We start from the raw sequence: 17626 nt of genomic DNA, 5'->3' as shown, positions 1-17626 counted from the left end.
CGTGGCTACCGCAGCAGCCCCCAGAAAGGACCATGCCATGAGAGAAGGCATTCACCCCAATTACCGCGAAGTGCTGTTCGTGGACCTGTCCAACGGTTTCAAGTTCGTGACCCGCTCTTGCGTGAACACGAAGGAAATGGGCAAGACCGATGACGGACGCGAACTGCCTCTGTTCAAGCTGGACACCTCCAGCGAATCGCACCCCTTCTACACGGGTACGCAAAAGTCTGTGGACAACATGGGCGGCCGCGTGGAGAAGTTCCGCAACCGTTTCGGCAAGACCGCAGCGAAGTAATCGGCGGAAAATGGTGTGTGCAGGCTTTGGCCTGCAGTGCCGCAAGGCGGTCTGGCATGCAGTACAGACCTGTCACACCATTTCAAGAAAGGCAGCCCGGCTCGACCGCGCTGCCTTTTTCTTTGCCCTTTTGCCCTTATTCTCGGGCGTCCTTTCGCCATCGGAACGAGTCGAGTGATCCACCCCACCCCAGCCATCGTCACCCAGGGCGCCGTTCGCCCGCTGCCGCGTTGGGCATTGTTGCTGCTGTGCCTTGCGTACGTGGTGCCTGGGTTCGTGGCACGGGCCCCTTGGAAGAATGCCGACATCACCGCCTTCGGCTACATGCTGGAACTGGCGCGAGGCTCCACGGCATGGCTTTCACCATCGCTGGCGGGCATGCCGCCCGAGACGGAAGGGCTTCTGCCCTACTGGCTGGGTGCCCTGGCGTTGCAAATAGCGCCCTCGTGGTTTTCGCAAGAAATGGCAGCGCGGCTGCCTTTCATCGCACTGCTGGCCGTGACACTCGTTGCCACCTGGTATGGCGTGTATTACTTGGCGAAGAGCCCGGGTGCACAGCCCGTTGCCTTCGCGTTCGGAGGCGAGGCGTTGCCGGCGGACTATGCCCGCGCCATGGCCGACGGCGGCCTGCTGGCACTGCTCGCCTGCCTGGGACTGACCCAGCTGTCGCACGAGATCACCAGCTATCTCACCCAGCTGGCATGCACTGGACTCCTGTTTTTCGCTGCCGCAGCATTGCCCTATCGCACAGCACTTCCCATCGGTGCCGCGGTGCTCGGACTGATCGGGTTGGTGCTGAGCGGCGCACCTACCATGGCAGCGTTGCTGGGCACGGGCAGTGCCTTGCTGGTTCTGCGGACGCCTGATCACGAAAAGAATTCGACGCGGGCCTGGGCCCTCGCCTTGTTCGCCATGACGGTCTTCGCAGCTTTGCTGGCCTGGAAGCTCAATCTCTGGCGCTGGCGCATCGTCGGCACCGCCGAAGGTGCCAAGGACTGGCAGAGCCTTTTGCGGCTTTTGATCTGGTTTGCGTGGCCGGCCTGGCCGCTCGCGCTTTGGACGCTGTGGCGCTGGCGCCACCAGATCTTCAGCCGTGCGATGCACCGCCATCTTTTGCTGCCGCTCTGGTTCACGGCCGTGACTCTCGGCGCCACCGTCACCACCCAGCCGGCAGACCGTGCCTTGCTGCTCGGTCTGCCGGCACTGGCGGCTCTGGCAGCCTTCGCACTGCCGACGTTGCGCCGCGCCATTGCCTCGCTGATCGACTGGTTCACCCTGCTGTTTTTCAGCGCTTCCGCCATCACCATCTGGGTGATCTGGCTGTCGCTGCAGACCGGCGTACCCTCCAAGCCAGCGGCCAATGTGGCACGGCTGGCACCTGCATTTGTTCCGCAATTTTCCGCCCTCGCCTTTGCGCTGGCCCTGGCAGCCACTGGCGCCTGGTGCGCGCTGGTGTGGTGGAGAGCGTCGCGCGACCGAGCCGTGATCTGGAAAAGCCTGGTTCTCCCCGCCAGCGGCGCCACGCTGGGTTGGCTGCTGCTCATGACGCTGTGGCTACCGCTGCTGGACTATGGCCGCAGCTATCGCCCGCAGATCAACAATCTGATGGCGGTGCTGGGGCCCGAACCGGGCTGCGTCGTCACGCACGGCCTGAGCCGCGCCCAGGTGGCCGGCTTGCAGTACCACGGCGGACTTTCGCTGCAGCCGACCGACGGCTTCAGGGTGCCAGCCGCGTCCGATTGCCGATGGCTGGTAGCGGACAGCGAAGCCCAGCCTCCGGCTGCCGACATCGCGCCATCGAAAGAATGGGAGCGCGTAGCGCAAATTCCCCGCCCCACCGACAAAAACGACCAATTGCTGGTGCTGCGGCGCACGGCCCGGCAGTGATGTCAGAGCGCACGACGATTGCGCGGCATGCCGGCACGGTGCTGGCCGGCCAGTTGGCCGTCATGGCGTTCGGCGTAACCGACACCATCGTGGCGGGGCGACACTCGGCCGGCGCTTTGGCAGCCCTGTCGATCGGATCGGCGATTTACGTCAGCATCTACGTGGCGTTGATGGGAGCGTTGCAAGCGCTCCTGCCGATCTGGGCAGAACAGCGGGGGGCCGGCGAACGCGAGGGCATCGGCCGCACCGTGCGGCAAGCACTCTATCTGTGCGCCATCGCGTGTGCCATCGGTATGGCCGTGCTGGTATCGCCCGGCGCTATCCTCAGGTGGACGCAAGTGCCAGAAGACCTGCGTGCCGTGGTCGGCAGCTATCTGGGCGTGCTGGCCCTGGCGCTGCCGCCGGCGCTGCTGTTTCGCGTGTACAGCACGCTCAACCAGGCACTGGGGCGCCCCCAGCTGGTGACATGGCTGCAAGTGGGTTCGCTGCTGGTCAAGATTCCCCTGTCCATCTGGTTCACGTTCGGTGGTGTCGGGGTCCCCGCGCAAGGTGCCGTGGGATGCGCCTGGGCAACGCTGCTGGTCAACTATGCCTTGCTGGGTGTCTCGTTGTGGCTGCTCAATACCCAGCCGCTGTACGTACCACTCGGTCTGTGGCGCCGCATGGAAAAGCCCGACTGGAAGCAGATCGGCCGTTTCGCCCAGCTAGGGGTTCCCGCCGGACTGGCCATTTTGGTGGAGGTCACCTCCTTCACGCTGATGGCGCTCTTCATTGCCCGCCAGGGCAACGTGGCGGCGGCAGCGCATCAGATCGCCTCCAATCTGACAGCGGTGCTGTATATGGTGCCTCTGTCGCTGTCGATTGCCATCAGCGCCCGGGTCAGCTTCTGGATAGGGTCGGGCAACGAGGCGCAGGCCCGTGCGGCAGCCTGGATGGGTTTTAGGCTCTCTGCCGGCACAGGCATTGTGCTGGCAGCTATTCTTTTCATAGCAAAAGACCACATTGCGCCTTTCTACACTTCCTCGGCGCAAGTGGCTCTGCTCACGGCTTCATTGCTCACCTGGGTCTCCTGCTACCACGTCGCCGATGCGCTGCAGACCGTGTGCGTTTTCGTGCTGCGCTGCTACAGGGTCACGCTGGCGCCCCTGATCGTCTACTGCGTGATGCTCTGGGGCGCGGGGCTGTCGGGGGGGTATTTTCTGGCCTATGAAGGCACGCCGGGTGTAGGGCCCTTGCGATCGCCTGCGGCGTTCTGGGGTGCCAGCGCTGCCGCGCTATCGATCACGGCAGCGATCTTCGTGGCGATGCTCGCCATCACGCTCAAACCTGGGAAGCCGCTCCCGCCTCCTGCAAGCTGACGGCCCGGCGGCTTTGCACGCGGCTGGGCGGAAAGGTGACGGAAAAAACCGAGCCTTTGCCCACCGTGCTCGAAATGTCCAGCGTGGCCGAATGGCGCTGCAGCACGTGCTTGACGATGGCAAGCCCCAGGCCAGTGCCACCCGTTTCGCGCGACCGGCTGCGGTCCACTCGATAGAAACGCTCGGTCAAGCGCGGCAGATGCACCGCTTCGATGCCAGGGCCCGTATCTCGCACTGAAAAGCGAGCGCCACCATCACCCAGAGCCTGCCATTCCACCGTGATACAGCCACCCGCCGGCGTGTACCGCACGGCGTTGCCGATGAGATTGGACAAGGCGCTCTGCAGTTCAGCCGGAACGCCACCCAACTGGCCAGCGGCGCGCATCGCCTCCAGCGAGGGAAACTGGATCGTGTGCGGCCGAGGCTGTTTCTGCGTAAGCAACGAAGACAGACCGCGGGCCTCGTCTTCGCAGCGGCGCAGCAGCACCTCCACGGGTGTCCACTCGGTGATGCCTGGCAAAGGGCTACCCTCCAGGCGAGACAGGGTGAGCAGATCCTGCACCACGCTTTGCATGCGCGCGGCCTGCTGAGACATCATGCCCAGATACCTCGACCGCTCTTCGGTCGACAAAGGCAGCGTCTGCAGCGTTTCGACGAAGCCTGTCAACACCGTCAGCGGCGTGCGGATCTCGTGCGACACGTTGGCGACGAAGTCGCGGCGCATGGCCTCTGCCTGTTCGAGTGCGGTCACATCGCGCGACAGCAGCAGCTTGCGGCCGTCGCCATAGGGGTGCAGATGGACCGAAATGCGCACGGGCCGGGAGGCCGTGCTGTCGCGCCCCTGCAGCACCACATCGTGTGAGAAATCCTGGCTGGAGTAATAAGCATTGAAGTCCGGATCGCGCAACAGATTGCCAACGGACTGCATTACGTCCCGCTGGGCATCGAAACCGAATTGCCCTGCGGCGATGTGATTGCACCATTCGATGCGCCCGGCGGCATCCAGCAGAACAACTCCGTTGGGCGTGGCTTGCAGCGCCGCCAGAATTTCCTGAAGCCGTGCGTCACTGGCCGCCACTTCGGCTTGGCTTTGACGCAGCAGGCGGCGCGCCCGATCGGCCGCCTCGCCCCACAGCCCGCGCAGGTCGGGCGCGCGGGAAAGGTCACCTTCGCGCAGCCATGCCACCACGCGGGCGCCACGCAGAAGATCCCAGACGAACCACACCCAGGCAGCCACGACAGCCGCCACCATGGCGCCCAGAGCCCCGCCCTGCCACCACCCCACGGCAAGACCCGCCAACTGAAAAAAGAAGAAGAAAAGAAAGCGCCAGGCCATTTCGTGCATACGGGTCAAAGGGCGCGGCGCCGCTGGCGCCGCAAGGCGGGCACTCAGGCCTGCATCAACGCCGGGGGCTGGGCCGTCAGCCGGTATCCCGCCCCGCGCACGGTTTCGACCATCGCGCCGGCCACGCCCAGCGCTTCTCGCAGCCGCTTTACGTGGACATCGACCGTGCGCTCTTCGATGAATACATGGTCACCCCACACCTTGTCGAGCAGCTGCGCGCGGCTATGCACCCGCTCGGGGTGCTTCATCAGGTAGTGAAGCAGCTTGAATTCCGTCGGGCCGATCTTGAGCTGTTGCGCCTGAAAGGTCACCCGGTAGGTGGCCGCGTCCAGGGTCAACTCTCCGATCGTCACACTGTCGCTCACCTGCGCCGGCGCGCGCCGGCGCAGCACTGCACGGATGCGCGCCAGCAGTTCCTGGGTGGAAAACGGCTTGGTGATGTAGTCGTCCGCACCGGCATCAAGGCCTGCGACCTTGTCGGGTTCATCGCCGCGCGCCGTCAACATGAGGATGGGGATCGGCTTGGTACGGGCGTCGGCGCGCCATTTGCGCGCCAGCGTGAGCCCGCTCTGGCCTGGCAGCATCCAGTCGAGCAAGATGACATCGGGCAGCACGGCGTCGAGTTCACGCTGCGCAGATTCGCCGTCTTCCGACCAGATGGGCTGAAACCCGTTGTGCCGCAGATTGACGGCAATCAGTTCGGCGATGGCGGGTTCGTCCTCGACGATGAGTACACGGGGAAGTCTCTTCATGGAAATGCACCGCCTTTCACAACACGGCGGATTCGATCTGGTCCAGGGCGGTATGGCGCACGTCCTTGCCCTTGACCAGGTAGATGATCAGTTCGGCCACGTTCTTGGAATGGTCGCCGATGCGTTCGATCGCCTTGGCGAGAAACAGCAGATCCAGGCTGGCCGAGATGGTGCGGGGGTCCTCCATCATGTAGGTAATGAGCTTGCGCACGAAGCCATCGAATTCCTTGTCGATGAGGTCGTCTTCCTTGAGGATCGCCACAGCGGCTTTGGTGTCCAGCCGGGCGAACGCATCCAGCGTCTTGCGCAACAGGCCGGAGGCCAGGTCCGCCGCGACACGGAGGTCCGTGGTCGGCAGCAGCCGGGCGGAGCCGCTCTCGATGATGGACTTGACCATGCGCGCCATCTTGTTGGCTTCATCGCCCATGCGCTCGAGGTTGGCGGTGGCTTTGGAGAAGGCGATCAGCAGGCGCAGATCGCGCGCGGTGGGCTGGCGCCGCGCGATGATGGAGGAAAGTTCATGATCGATCTCCACTTCCATCGCATTCACGCGGTGCTCGGTGGCGGCGACCTGGTCGGCCGCTTCCACGCTGAACTGCGAGAGGGCATAGATGGCTTGGCGAATCTGCGATTCCACCAGGCCGCCCAGTTCCATGACCCGGGCGGAGATGCTGTTGAGTTCGCTGTCGAACTGCGAAGAGAGGTGCTTGTCGGGCATTTTTTGTGCTCCTTAGCCGAACCGGCCGGTGATGTAATCCTCGGTTTCCTTGCGCTGCGGCTTGAAGAACATCTGTTCGGTTTCACCGAACTCCATCAAGTCGCCGAGGTACATGTAGGCCGTGTAGTCGCTGCAGCGCGCCGCTTGCTGCATGTTGTGCGTCACGATCACCACGGTGTAGTCGTTCTTGAGTTCTGCGATCAGTTCCTCGACCTTGGCGGTGGAGATGGGATCGAGCGCAGAGCATGGCTCATCCAGCAAAAGGACCTCTGGCTTGATGGCGATGCCACGGGCGATGCAAAGGCGCTGCTGCTGCCCGCCGGAAAGGCCTGAACCGCTCTGGTGCAGCTTGTCCTTCACCTCGTTCCACAGGGCTGCCTTGCGCAGCGCCCATTCCACACGGTCATCCATGTCGGTGGCATTGAGGCTTTCGAACAGCTTCACACCGAAAGCGATGTTGTCGTAGATCGACATCGGGAACGGCGTGGGCTTTTGGAACACCATGCCGACCTTGGCACGGATCAGCGCCACGTCCTGTTTGCTAGTGAGCAGGTTTTCACCGTCCAGCATGATCTGGCCTTCGGCACGCTGCTCGGGGTAAAGCTCGAACATCCGGTTGAAGGTGCGCAGCAATGTGGACTTGCCGCAACCCGACGGCCCGATGAAGGCCGTGACCTTCTTTTCCGGAATGTCGAGGTTGATGCCCTTGAGGGCATGGAACTTGCCGTAATAGAAATTCAGGTCGCGGACCGTGATCTTGGGAGTCTCGGGCACGGCGGGCATTGGGGAGGGCATGGTGTCTTCCTTAGATGGCTTACTTCTGCCGCGTGAGCACACGGGCCAGGATATTGAGGCCGAGGACGGCGACGGTGATCAGGAACACCCCCGCCCAGGCAAGCTGCTGCCAGTTCTCGTAAGGGCTCATGGCGAACTTGAAAATGGTGACCGGCAGGCTGGCCATCGGCTTGCCCAGGTCGGCATTCCAGAACTGGTTGTTGAGGGCCGTGAACAACAGCGGCGCTGTTTCACCCGCGATTCGAGCCACGGCCAGCAGCACTCCGGTGATCACACCCGCCCTGGCGGCGCGCAAGGTCACCATCGTGATGACCTTCCACTTGGGCGTTCCCAGCGCATAGGCCGCTTCGCGAAGACTGGCGGGCACCAGCACCAGCATGTTCTCCGTGGTGCGGATCACCACGGGAATCACGATCAATGCCAGAGCCAGAATCCCGGCGTAGGCCGAAAAGCTCTTGAACCGTGCCACGACCACCGCATAAACGAACAAGCCGATGACGATGCTGGGCGCCGACAGCAGGATGTCGTTCACGAAGCGGGTCGTCGATGCAAGCCAGCCCCGGGTGTCGTACTCGGCCAGGTACACGCCGGCCATGATGCCGATGGGCGTACCCACGAAGGTTGCAAGCGACACCATGACGAGCGAGCCGAAGATGGCATTGGATATGCCGCCCGCTTCGTTGGGCGGAGGTGTCATCTGGGTGAACAGCGCCAAGCTGAGTCCGCCGATACCGAGACGGATCGTCTCCCACAGAATCCACACCAGCCAGAACACCCCAAACACCATGGCGGCGAGAGATAGCGTGAGCGCGATGTTGTTTAGGCGCTTTCGGCTGTCGTAGCGCCGCTGGTGCAACTGGGCCATTTCGGCGGCCGTGATCAGATGTTGCGACGTGCTCATGCGCGGGTTCCTTCGTTCTTTTGCAGGCGGGACAGCAGCACCTTGGACAGGGCCAGGACCACGAAGGTGATGAAGAACAGCACGAGTCCCAGATAGATCAGCGAAGCCTGGTGCAAGCCCTCGCCCGCTTCGGCGAACTCGTTGGCCAGCGCCGAGGTGATGCTATTGGCGGCTTCGAAGACCGACAGCGAATTCAGCTGGTTCATGTTGCCGATCACGAAGGTCACGGCCATCGTCTCTCCAAGCGCGCGGCCAAGGCCGAGCATCACGCCGCCGAGCACGCCGGTCTTGGTGTAAGGCAGCACGACTTTCCAGACCACCTCCCAGGTGGTGGAGCCCAGCCCGTAGGCCGACTCTTTGAGCAACGCAGGGGTGACTTCGAAAACGTCCCGCATCACCGCAGCAATGAAGGGAATGATCATGATCGCCAGGATGATGCCGGCCGAAAGAATGCCGATTCCCACGGGCGGGCCGGACACCAGAGCGCCCAGATAGGGAATGCCGTTGAACAGCGACTGCAGCGGTTGCTGCACCCAGGCAGCCAGGATGGGCCCGAAAACCATCAACCCCCACATGCCGTAAACGATGGACGGAACCGCCGCCAGCAATTCGATGGCGGTGCCCAACGGGCGTTTGAGCCAGGCGGGTGATAGCTCTGTGAGAAACAGCGCAATGCCGAAGCTGACCGGCACGGCGATGAGCAGCGCAATGAACGACGTGGCCAACGTTCCATAGATCATGACGAGGCCGCCGTAATCGTTCTGGACGGGGTCCCATACGCTGCGTGTCAGAAATGTCAGGCCGTACTTCTCGATCGAAGGCCAGGCCCCTAACACGAGCGACAGCAGAATGCCCACCAAAAGAGCCAAGGTAAGCAACGCTGCACCACGGGCGAGCACGCCGAAGATGCGATCCGCCAGCACGCCCGACAGCAGCGGCGACCTGGGAGGTGGGGTGGTGTTCGGAGCCTCGGCGCGAATTGGCATCGAGGACGACTGGCGGACTGGCATGGTGCTGGACACTGCTGTGCCTTCCTTAAGAAAAAACGAACTCGCTGCCTGCAAAGGCAGGCCGCCAAGTGATCACTTCAGCGAAACGGACTTGCCGGAAGTGTCCTTGATATCGCCCCAGGATTTCATGATCACGTTCTTCACGGAATCCGGCATGGGCACGTAGTCCAGATCGGCAGCCGTCTTGTCGCCCGACTTGTAAGCCCATTCGAAGAACTTGAGGGACGTCGTGGCCTGGGTGGGCTTGTCCTGCGTCTTGTGCATCAGGATGAACGTCGCACCGGTGATGGGCCAAGAGTCCTTGCCTGGCTGGTTGGTGAGGATCTGGTAGAAGCTCTTGGCCCAATCTGCGCCAGCAGCGGCGGCCTTGAACGCGCTGTCTTCCGGAGAGACGAAAGCGCCATCAGCGTTTTGCAGTTGCACGTAGTTCAGCTTGTTCTGCTTCACGTATGCATATTCCAAATAGCCGATCGAATTGGGAAGGCGACCGACGAAAGCGGCGACGCCCTCGTTACCCTTGCCACCCGCGCCCGTGGGCCAGTTGACGGCGGTGCCTTCACCGACCTTGGACTTCCACTCGGCATTCACCTTGGAAAGGTAGTTGGTGAAAATGAAGCTGGTACCCGAGCCATCCGCCCGGCGAACAGGCGCGATGGCGGCGTCCGGCAAATTCACGCCCGGGTTCAGTGCCTTGATGGCGGCATCGCTCCACTTGGTGACCTTGCCCAGATAGATATCGCCCAGCACCTGGCCGCTCAGCTTGATCTGGCCGGGGGAAATGCCTTTGATGTTCACGACGGGAACCACGCCGCCGATGACGGTAGGAAATTGCAGCAGCCCTTTTTTGGCCAGCTCATCGTCTTTCAGAGGCGCGTCCGATGCGCCGAAATCCACCGTCTTCGCTTCGATCTGACGGAGGCCAGCGCCCGAACCCACCGACTGGTAGTTGATCTTGACGCCGGTCGCCTTGTTGTAGTCTGCAGCCCACTTGGAATACAGCGGAGCGGGAAAGCTCGCACCGGCACCCGTGGCTTCTTGCTGTGCCCAGGCGCTGGAGAAAGCACCAGCGGCGACCACACCCGACACCAGAATCCGAATCACAGGCAGTTTCATGTAGGAACCTCTTGGTTGAGAAGAATCAGTGAGACGACTCTAGAGGCGATTTATGACATCGTCGTGACACTTATCGCACGCCGTCATTAACGCGTTTCAGAGGAGAAACGATCTTCTCCTGTCACGCAACCGTCATCGTTGCTGCGTAGTCTCCGGCGCACCGACCCCGTCGGCAACCCTTCGGAGAAACCCAACATGTACCGCCGTTACCTTTTCCCTGTCCTGCTGGCCGCCATCACCGTTTCGACGCTGAGTGCCTGTGCCACGGCTCCCAATGCATCAAGCCCGATCCCTGTCGCCTTGGCCGCTACGCCATCGATCAGCACCTTCCGCACCCTGGCTACGCAGGCTGGACTGGCGGACACCTTGGCTGCTGCTGGCCCCTACACCGTGTTTGCCCCCTCGGATGACGCTTTCAAGGCAGTGCCCGCGAAGACGATGGCTGAACTGCGCGCCGACAAAGCCAAGCTCCAGGCCGTCCTGAACTATCACATCGTTCCCAAGCGCCTGACTGCCGCCGACGTGCAATCTGGCTCGGTGAAGACGCTGCAAGGCGGCGAAATCACCCTCGCACGGGCTGGCACTTTCGTCACGTTGGAAGACGCCATGGTCGTACAAGCAGACATTCTTGCCAGCAATGGCGTCGTGCATGTGGTTGATCGCGTGCTTTTGCCACCTGCCAAGAAGTAAGCCGATCAGGTTCCGCAAGCTTTCAGGGGAGGACGGCGGCATGTCGGCCCTCCCCGGCCCAGCTCCGAAGCGCCATCGACTGGAAAGCAGGTGCTATGCTGCCCCGCCTGAAAACCAGCGCGCACCGCGCCACACCATGCACGACGGAACATTGCTTGCCGCTGTAGATCTGGGATCCAACAGCTTTCGCCTGGAAATCGGGCGCTTCGAACACGGCCATATCCAGCGTGTGGAATACCTCAAGGAAACGGTTCGCCAGGGCAACGGCCTGGACGAAGACCGCAACCTCACCCCCGACGCCATGCAGCGCGGTTGGGATTGCCTGGCACGTTTCGCCGAACGCCTCACCGCATTCGAGCCGCACCACGTTCGGGCAGTCGCCACGCAGACCCTGCGTGAGGCACGCAATCGCGATACGTTTTTGCAACGCGGCAGCGACATCCTGGGCCACCGCATCGACGTGGTTTCCGGCCCCGAGGAAGCCCGCCTGATCTACCAAGGCGTGGCCCGGCTCCTGCCCCAGTCCGATGAACGCCGGCTGGTCGTCGATATCGGAGGCCGCTCTACCGAGCTGATCCTGGGCCAACAGTTTTCGGCCCAGGCCGTGGCCTCTTACCGCGTTGGCAGCGTAGCCTGGTCCAGCCGTTATTTTGCGGATGGGATTTTCACGCCGCAGACCTTTCGCACTGCCGAGATCGCAGCCCAGGCGGTCCTGGACGAAGCCCTCAACACCTATCGGCCCGACGCCTGGGACGTGGCTTACGGGTCGTCCGGCACGGTGGGCGCGGTGGGGGATGTCCTGGCTGCTGCGGGCCATCCCGCGGGAGTAGTCACGCGCCAGGGCCTCGATTGGCTGCAAGAGCAGCTTCTGAAGGTGCGTTCGGTGGACAGGCTTCGCATGGAAGGACTGAAGGAAGAGCGCCGCAGTGTGATCGGTGGTGGACTCAGCGTGCTGCGGGCCGTGTTCGAGTTGCTGCAGATTGAGCAGATGCAGGTCGCGCAGGGTGCGTTGCGGCAAGGCGCGCTCTACGATCTGCTGGACCGCGAACTCCCGGAAACCGACCTGCGCTCGTCGACGGTTCGGGGTCTCATGCATCGCTTTGCCGTGGACCTAGAGCATGCGGAACGGGTTGCCCGGACCGCCTGCATCCTGTTTTCGCAAGCGTGCCGCAAACCGTCGGAACGCGATGAGCGCAAATTGGCCTGGGCAGCCCAATTGCATGAGGTTGGCTGCCGCATTTCGCACAGCGAATACCACCACCACGGTGCTTACATTTTGGACAATACCGATGCTGCAGGGTTTGCGGTTTGGGAACTGCACCGGCTTGGACTGTTGATCAAAGGCCATCGGGGCAAGGTGCGCAAGCTTGAAGCCAATCTCGAAGACCCCGATCTTGCGCTGCAGTTGGTCTGCCTGCGGGTGGCCGTGGCCTTGTGCCATGCTCGCCGCATCCCGGACATGGAGGGGATGACACTCTCCCAGCAAGGCAATCGCTATGTCATCACGTCACGGCCGGGTTGGTCGGCGCTGTATCCGCAGTCGGCCCACCTTCTCAGGGAAGAAAGCGGAGCCTGGCTGAAAACGCCATGGGAGTTCATGGCAGAACTCAGTTGATGGCAAGCAGCGCCATGAAACGGTATAAACTGTATATACCGTTTATTTGACCTTCATCTATGCCCACTACCACCGACGTTTCTGCCGCATCTTCCACCACGCCTGCCGCTGCACCCAATGCAGCGAACGAGACGGCCAGCGCGACTTCATCGGCGAAGAAAGCCACGCCGCGCGCCCCATCGGTGCCTGCCTCCAAGAAAGTGTCCGCATCCCGCAAAAAAGCGGCAGCGAAGCCCGCAGCCACTGTTCCCACCCGGGACGCCAAGGCCAAAAAACCGAAGCTCGTGCGTGACAGCTTCACCATTCCCAAAGACGAATACGCCGCCATCGAGGCCTTGAAGCTGCGCAGCGGTCAGTTGGGTACCACCGCCAAGAAGAGCGAACTGCTGCGCGCAGGACTCAAGTTGCTTTCAGCCCTGGACAACGATGCTTTGGCCAAGGCATTGCAAGACGTACCGTCCATCAAGACCGGTCGCCCGAAGGCGCAGGAATCTGCTCCGGCAAGCGCCGCAGCCAAGAAAACCACCAAATCCCCCAAGGCCGCGCCACGCAAGTAACCACTGAAAAAATCCGAGCCCCGTGTATGACGCCAAGGGTTCAGAGGAAATCCGGAGACTGCACTGCAAAAAGGATGGTCTCCATCGTGTCCAGCCTCGGTCGCTGGCGCAGCCACCACACCGAGCCCTTGCGAATCGTGCATTCTTGGGCTTGCAAGCCCAGCAACCCGGCCACGGCCTGGCCCAGCATGGGCTGGTGGCCCACCACGAGCACAGCGCCCTTGGACTTCGGCCATTGAGACAGCTCCAGCAAGTCCTGTGCGCTGCCTCCCGGGAGCAGCTCCGCTCGGAGCTTGTATTTGCGTCCCAGCGCTTTCGCCGTCGCTTCCGTTCGACGTGCAGGGCTGCAAAGCATTCGCAAGCCATCGGGCAGCTGGCGGTCCAGCCAGGCCGCCATGCGCGCCGCCTGCTTCTCGCCGCGGGCTGTCAACGGACGATCCAGGTCATCCTGTCCTTCGCGGATTTCTTCGGCCTCCGCGTGGCGCCAGAGGATGAGATCCATCATGTCTTGGACTTGGAGCGGCTACCGCCACCATGGTTGTCGTTGGTCAGGAGTTCGCTCGCCGGGCCGTATCGATCCATCAGCGCCCGTTGCACGCCCTTTCCGGAAACCGGGTGCGGGGCCCGCTCATACGTGCCGTCCGGCTGGAGCGTCCAGGCATCCCTGTCATCCTGCAGGTAAGCCACCAGGCATTCGTCGATGATGCGCTGCCGCAAATCACGATCCGTGACGGGCCAGGCCAGTTCAACCCGGCGCAGCATGTTGCGGTTCATCCAGTCGGCGCTGGAAAGATAGAGGTTTTCGTTCTTTCCGGCGCGGAAATAGAACACGCGGGTGTGCTCCAGAAAGCGCCCGATGACCGAGCGAACGCGGATGTTATCCGTGAACCCCGCGCGCTGCGCAGGCAGCATGCAGGCCCCACGCACGATGAGGTCGATGCGGGCGCCCTGCTGTCCCGCGTGAATGAGTGCCCGCATCAGCGCGTCGTCCGTCAACGCATTCATTTTGGCGACTATGCGAGCATCTTCGCCCTTGGCTGCAGCCTGCCCGACCCGCTCGATCATCTCCAGCATGTGCTGCTGCAAATGGAAAGGGGCCAATACCAGCTTTCGCAGCTTGGGCAGCTTGTTCTGACTGGCCAGATGATTGAACACCGCATCCATGTCGGCCGTGACTTCAAGGTCTGCGGTGAAATAGCTCAGATCGGTGTACAGGCGTGCCGTGCGCGGGTTGTAGTTGCCTGTCGACAGGTGCCCATAACGCCGCAGATGCCGGCCCTCGCGGCGCGTGACCAGCAGCATCTTGGCATGCGTCTTGAGGCCCACCACGCCATAGACCACCTGCGCACCGATCGATTCCAATGCCTCTGCCCAATTGATGTTGGCCTCTTCGTCGAAGCGCGCTTTCAGTTCCACCACCGCCATGACTTCCTTGCCACGCCGGACCGCTTCGCGCAGCAACTCCATCAATTCGGAGTCTGCCCCTGTGCGATAAATGGTCTGCTTGATGGCCAAGACTTGTGGGTCATTCACCGCCTCGCGCAGAAACGCCAGCACGGCATCGAAACTCTCAAAAGGCTGATGAGCCAGAACGTCGCGCTGCCCGATCTGTTCGATGAGCGAGGTGCCCGATTGAATCTGTCGAGGCCACACGGAGCGCCAGGGCGTGAACAGCAGCGCCGGGTCGTTCACCAAATCGACCAGTTGCGACAACCTGACCAGATTCACTGGGCCATGCACGCGATACAGCGCAGCATCGGGCAAGGCGAACTGCTGCTGCAGAAAGTCCGACAGGAACCGTGAGCAACTGGAGGACACTTCCAGGCGCACGGCCTGACCATAGTGCCGATGCTCCAGCCCCTGCCGCAGCGCTGTGCGCAAGTTGCGTACATCGTCCTCGTCCACAGCCAGATCCGAATGGCGGGTCACGCGGAACTGGGAAAACTCGGTCACCTCGCGCCCCGTGAAAAGCTCGGCCAGATGTGCCCGCACAATGCTGGACAGACTGACGAATTGCGCTCCTGTCACCGCCACCTTGGAGGGCATGCGTATCAGGCGAGGCAATACCCGCGGCACTTTGACGATCGCGATTTCGTTTTCACGCCCGAAGGCATCGTTGCCCTTCAGCCGGACGATAAAGTTCAGCGACTTGTTCGCCACCTGAGGGAACGGATGCGCCGGGTCCAGCCCCACGGGAATGAGCAGCGGCCGGACCTCCCGGTCGAAGTACTCGTTTACCCAACGTCTTTGGGCTCCAGTGCGGTCCCCGTGGGAGACGATGTGAATGTCTTGCGCAGCGAACGCAGGCGTAAGAGATTCGTTATAAAGCGTGTACTGGCGCGCGACCAAGTCATGCGCCTTGGCCGACAACTCCTCAAAAGACGCGACCGTATAGGGCCCTTTTGTATCGCAATTCTGAGCGGCGGTGAGATGGGCGGCTGCACGGACCTCGAAAAACTCGTCGAGATTGGAAGAGACGATGCAAAGGTAACGCAGGCGCTCCAGCAATGGAACGTCTATGCGTGCGGCCCAGTCGAACACCCGCTCGTTGAAAGCCAGGATGCTATGGTCGCGATTGAGGAAATCAGGCTCGGGGTTCAATGCTTTCTCGGGCGGTGGCGGAGCGTTGACCTCCTCGATTTCCCCATCGATAGGGGCAGAGGCGATAGGCGGCTCCGCAGGAAAGTTCTCAGAAGGCGACGGCATGGCTGCTTTGGAAAGGATAGGTTCCGTCCCAGTATTGGCAGCCACAGTGACAGTTTCATGACACTTCGACTCGGTTGTCACGAGAGATTTGCTGAGGTTCATGACAGATAAGACGCCGTCACATTCCGAGAAAGTGCTTGCGATAGCGGGACGGAAGGTCTGCAATGCGCATCAGCATGGGAAGGTCTGCCGTGTTGAAATCCGGGTCCCAGGCCGGTGCACCCAACACACGGGCACCCAGCCGCAGATAACCCTTGATGAGCGCCGGCGATTCGATGTGGAGCGAGCCATCCAACTGATCAACAGGCAGAGGCAATCGGGGAAGCACATGGAAATTGATCGGTGCCAGATGTGTTTGTTTCACCTGATGCCAGATGCTGGCTGCAGCATCGCCGCTGACGACGCCGTTGTGCAGCATCGGAATGCTGGCGCAGCCGATCATGGTGTCCAACTGGTTGCGTACCATGAAGTCTGCAAGGGCACCCCACAGGGCCAGAATGACGCCTCCATGGCGATGGTCGGGGTGAACGCAACTGCGCCCCAATTCGACCATGCGTGCGCGCAGACTGCGCAGTCGAGTGAGATCGAACTCGGTGTCGCTGTAGGTTCCCCCCACACGCCGGGCCTGGGCAGGCGTCAGCACTCGGTAGGTACCGATCACCTGCCGCGTTGCGGCATCACGAACCAGCAGATGCTCGCAGTACTCATCGAACAGGTCCACGTCGTGCCCTGGCAGCGTGGTGTTGAGGCGGGCTCCCATCTCCGATGCGAACACTTCAAACCTCAGGCGCTGCGCTTCCCGGACTTCGTCGAGATGCCGCGCCCACGCCACTTCCACCCCACTCTGGGCTGGCGCAGTGCTTCCCAGATCGTTCGAAAGGCCTGGGCGGTGAAGTGACCCCCTGGGCAAGGAATCAGGGCACAGGGGCAGGGTCGGGGTGGGTAATTCGTTCACTCGTCTCTCCCAGCAAGGGTAGTTGAATCGCTGCGTGAGGGCGCTGATTGCCCTTCGCGCTTGGACGAGACTGTGGCGATACCCGGTGACGCCGCCATGTCGAGGCCATGACAGGCAGATGACTTACCCGCTGATTCTTCAGCAGGCATGAACGGAGGAAAAATCCCGCGGAGCGGCTGCGGAGGCGGCTGCTACACTTTCGCACAACTTGTGCCCCACCGGGCATCACCGATCTCCATGAGCCCTACGCTTGAGGTGTCCGAACTTCCCCAGGCCGGGCCAACTTTGCAACGCATTCTCCGCGAGCAGCAAACCTTGCTGGACAGCGCAGGCGTGGGCATCGTATTCATTCGGCAACGGCAAATCGTGCGTTGCAACCAGCGTTTTGTTGACATCTTCGGCCATGAATCGGCCGAAGAAGCCATGGGTCAAAGCAGCCAGTCCCTGCACGCGACCACGGAGGCCTTTCGGGAACTGGGTCGCAATGCGTACCCCGTGCCCGTGGTGCAGGAAAAGCAGGCACTCTTCGACCATGCCATGGTGGACATTGCCTTCATCTCACAGCAGCGCATGACGCGCTGCAACCAGCATTTCGAACAGATGCTGGGGTACGGCCCCGGAGAACTGGGAAACACCGCCACCCGGCAATGGCATTTCAGCGATGCCGATTGGGAAGACGCCAACCAGCGCTGCTACACCCCGCTGACCGACGGGAAGATTTTCGTGGGTGAGATGACCTTGCGTGCCAAGGATGGCCGGGCGGTGGTATGCGAAGTTCGCGTCAAAGCCATCGATCCCCTGCGTGGCCAGCGACAATTATCTTGAGCGGTCGACGACAACTATCGTGAGAGGTTGACGCACGCAGTCCGGGGTGCGTTTGCGGTCGGGTTCTACAGTGGATTGCCTCATCAGGAGGCAGCCACCGTGCC

The 17626-nt window shown here is 62.1% G+C and carries 18 protein-coding genes; 7 read left to right on the top strand and 11 right to left on the bottom strand.

The features are described from left to right. Positions 1-37 precede the first annotated feature (37 nt). The 3 genes from AVHM3334_RS15255 to AVHM3334_RS15245 all read left to right on the top strand — a co-directional run bounded on the left by AVHM3334_RS15255 (position 38) and on the right by AVHM3334_RS15245 (position 3540). Positions 38-295 (top strand): type B 50S ribosomal protein L31, encoded by a 258-nt coding sequence (locus AVHM3334_RS15255; protein WP_092739517.1) that lies wholly within the window; start codon positions 38-40, stop codon positions 293-295. Between the two features lie 174 nt (positions 296-469). After that, on the top strand, positions 470-2182 hold the full coding sequence (locus AVHM3334_RS15250) for a hypothetical protein (protein ID WP_284413632.1): 1713 nt from the start codon (positions 470-472) through the stop codon (positions 2180-2182). Then, positions 2182-3540, top strand: coding sequence for an MATE family efflux transporter (locus AVHM3334_RS15245; protein ID WP_284413630.1), 1359 nt, complete (start codon positions 2182-2184; stop codon positions 3538-3540). Before AVHM3334_RS15250 ends, AVHM3334_RS15245 begins: the two co-directional genes overlap by 1 nt. On the opposite strand, the gene phoR is transcribed toward AVHM3334_RS15245, so the two are convergent. The 7 genes from phoR to pstS form a co-directional block, all read right to left on the bottom strand. Continuing rightward, positions 3503-4876 carry a phosphate regulon sensor histidine kinase PhoR gene (phoR, locus tag AVHM3334_RS15240; RefSeq protein WP_284413628.1) on the bottom strand — a complete coding sequence of 458 codons (1374 nt, stop codon included), beginning with the start codon at positions 4874-4876 and terminating at the stop codon, positions 3503-3505. The two genes, AVHM3334_RS15245 and phoR, sit on opposite strands and share 38 nt — an antisense overlap. Positions 4877-4929: 53 nt before the next feature. Further along, positions 4930-5637 carry a phosphate regulon transcriptional regulator PhoB gene (phoB, locus tag AVHM3334_RS15235; RefSeq protein ID WP_284413626.1) on the bottom strand — a complete coding sequence of 236 codons (708 nt, stop codon included), beginning with the start codon at positions 5635-5637 and terminating at the stop codon, positions 4930-4932. 16 nt (positions 5638-5653) lie between these two features. Further along, complete coding sequence (gene phoU, locus AVHM3334_RS15230; RefSeq protein WP_092739525.1) at positions 5654-6355, bottom strand: phosphate signaling complex protein PhoU; 702 nt, start codon at positions 6353-6355, stop codon at positions 5654-5656. Positions 6356-6367: 12 nt separating this feature from the next. Further along, positions 6368-7150, bottom strand: coding sequence for a phosphate ABC transporter ATP-binding protein PstB (pstB, locus tag AVHM3334_RS15225; protein ID WP_284413623.1), 783 nt, complete (start codon positions 7148-7150; stop codon positions 6368-6370). Positions 7151-7169: 19 nt separating this feature from the next. After that, positions 7170-8051, bottom strand: coding sequence for a phosphate ABC transporter permease PstA (gene pstA / locus AVHM3334_RS15220; protein WP_284413621.1), 882 nt, complete (start codon positions 8049-8051; stop codon positions 7170-7172). Then, a complete protein-coding gene (gene pstC / locus AVHM3334_RS15215; RefSeq protein ID WP_284413619.1) occupies positions 8048-9037 on the bottom strand; it encodes a phosphate ABC transporter permease PstC in 990 nt (329 codons plus the stop codon). The genes pstA and pstC overlap by 4 nt, the downstream gene beginning before the upstream one ends. A gap of 96 nt (positions 9038-9133) precedes the next feature. Continuing rightward, complete coding sequence (pstS, locus tag AVHM3334_RS15210; protein ID WP_284413617.1) at positions 9134-10174, bottom strand: phosphate ABC transporter substrate-binding protein PstS; 1041 nt, start codon at positions 10172-10174, stop codon at positions 9134-9136. A 195-nt stretch (positions 10175-10369) separates the two neighbouring features. Here pstS and AVHM3334_RS15205 point away from each other — a divergent pair, with 195 nt between their 5' ends. Continuing rightward, positions 10370-10864 carry a fasciclin domain-containing protein gene (locus AVHM3334_RS15205; RefSeq protein ID WP_284413616.1) on the top strand — a complete coding sequence of 165 codons (495 nt, stop codon included), beginning with the start codon at positions 10370-10372 and terminating at the stop codon, positions 10862-10864. Positions 10865-11000: 136 nt separating this feature from the next. Then, complete coding sequence (locus AVHM3334_RS15200; RefSeq protein ID WP_284413614.1) at positions 11001-12479, top strand: Ppx/GppA phosphatase family protein; 1479 nt, start codon at positions 11001-11003, stop codon at positions 12477-12479. Here AVHM3334_RS15200 and AVHM3334_RS15195 read toward each other — a convergent pair. After that, positions 12472-12783: a hypothetical protein gene (locus AVHM3334_RS15195; RefSeq protein ID WP_284413703.1), complete on the bottom strand. Its 312-nt coding sequence runs from the start codon at positions 12781-12783 to the stop codon at positions 12472-12474. The genes AVHM3334_RS15200 and AVHM3334_RS15195 overlap by 8 nt on opposite strands. Between AVHM3334_RS15195 and AVHM3334_RS15190 the strand changes: the two genes are divergently transcribed. Then, positions 12764-13036: a hypothetical protein gene (locus AVHM3334_RS15190; protein ID WP_349816624.1), complete on the top strand. Its 273-nt coding sequence runs from the start codon at positions 12764-12766 to the stop codon at positions 13034-13036. The two genes, AVHM3334_RS15195 and AVHM3334_RS15190, sit on opposite strands and share 20 nt — an antisense overlap. A gap of 40 nt (positions 13037-13076) precedes the next feature. Here AVHM3334_RS15190 and AVHM3334_RS15185 read toward each other — a convergent pair whose 3' ends face one another. From AVHM3334_RS15185 to AVHM3334_RS15175, 3 genes are all read right to left on the bottom strand, one after another. Then, the gene (locus AVHM3334_RS15185) at positions 13077-13541 is read right to left on the bottom strand and encodes a SixA phosphatase family protein (RefSeq protein ID WP_284413610.1); all 465 of its coding nucleotides are present in this window, start codon (positions 13539-13541) and stop codon (positions 13077-13079) included. Next, positions 13538-15742, bottom strand: coding sequence for a polyphosphate kinase 1 (gene ppk1 / locus AVHM3334_RS15180; protein ID WP_284413609.1), 2205 nt, complete (start codon positions 15740-15742; stop codon positions 13538-13540). Before ppk1 ends, AVHM3334_RS15185 begins: the two co-directional genes overlap by 4 nt. 118 nt (positions 15743-15860) lie before the next feature. Then, on the bottom strand, positions 15861-16697 hold the full coding sequence (locus tag AVHM3334_RS15175; protein WP_284413607.1) for a GNAT family N-acetyltransferase: 837 nt from the start codon (positions 16695-16697) through the stop codon (positions 15861-15863). A gap of 147 nt (positions 16698-16844) precedes the next feature. Between AVHM3334_RS15175 and AVHM3334_RS15170 the strand changes: the two genes are divergently transcribed. Next, complete coding sequence (locus AVHM3334_RS15170) at positions 16845-17522, top strand: PAS domain-containing protein (protein ID WP_502869921.1); 678 nt, start codon at positions 16845-16847, stop codon at positions 17520-17522. Positions 17523-17626: the final 104 nt, after the last annotated feature.

It is taken from the genome of Acidovorax sp. SUPP3334, assembly GCF_030159055.1.
Taxonomy (GTDB): domain Bacteria; phylum Pseudomonadota; class Gammaproteobacteria; order Burkholderiales; family Burkholderiaceae_C; genus Paracidovorax.
This window is presented reverse-complemented; position numbering and strand designations above follow the sequence as displayed.

Coding starts and splice junctions, on each gene's coding strand:
- pstC (WP_284413619.1), bottom strand. CDS start 9,037: ATGCCAATTCGCGCCGAGGCTCCGAACACCACCCCACCTCCCAGGTCG.
- pstS (WP_284413617.1), bottom strand. CDS start 10,174: ATGAAACTGCCTGTGATTCGGATTCTGGTGTCGGGTGTGGTCGCCGCT.
- phoR (WP_284413628.1), bottom strand. CDS start 4,876: ATGGCCTGGCGCTTTCTTTTCTTCTTCTTTTTTCAGTTGGCGGGTCTT.
- phoB (WP_284413626.1), bottom strand. CDS start 5,637: ATGAAGAGACTTCCCCGTGTACTCATCGTCGAGGACGAACCCGCCATC.
- AVHM3334_RS15195 (WP_284413703.1), bottom strand. CDS start 12,783: ATGGTGAAGCTGTCACGCACGAGCTTCGGTTTTTTGGCCTTGGCGTCC.
- AVHM3334_RS15200 (WP_284413614.1), top strand. CDS start 11,001: ATGCACGACGGAACATTGCTTGCCGCTGTAGATCTGGGATCCAACAGC.
- AVHM3334_RS15255 (WP_092739517.1), top strand. CDS start 38: ATGAGAGAAGGCATTCACCCCAATTACCGCGAAGTGCTGTTCGTGGAC.
- AVHM3334_RS15185 (WP_284413610.1), bottom strand. CDS start 13,541: ATGATGGATCTCATCCTCTGGCGCCACGCGGAGGCCGAAGAAATCCGC.
- AVHM3334_RS15205 (WP_284413616.1), top strand. CDS start 10,370: ATGTACCGCCGTTACCTTTTCCCTGTCCTGCTGGCCGCCATCACCGTT.
- AVHM3334_RS15170 (WP_502869921.1), top strand. CDS start 16,845: ATGAACGGAGGAAAAATCCCGCGGAGCGGCTGCGGAGGCGGCTGCTAC.
- phoU (WP_092739525.1), bottom strand. CDS start 6,355: ATGCCCGACAAGCACCTCTCTTCGCAGTTCGACAGCGAACTCAACAGC.
- pstB (WP_284413623.1), bottom strand. CDS start 7,150: ATGCCCTCCCCAATGCCCGCCGTGCCCGAGACTCCCAAGATCACGGTC.
- ppk1 (WP_284413609.1), bottom strand. CDS start 15,742: ATGCCGTCGCCTTCTGAGAACTTTCCTGCGGAGCCGCCTATCGCCTCT.
- pstA (WP_284413621.1), bottom strand. CDS start 8,051: ATGAGCACGTCGCAACATCTGATCACGGCCGCCGAAATGGCCCAGTTG.
- AVHM3334_RS15245 (WP_284413630.1), top strand. CDS start 2,182: ATGTCAGAGCGCACGACGATTGCGCGGCATGCCGGCACGGTGCTGGCC.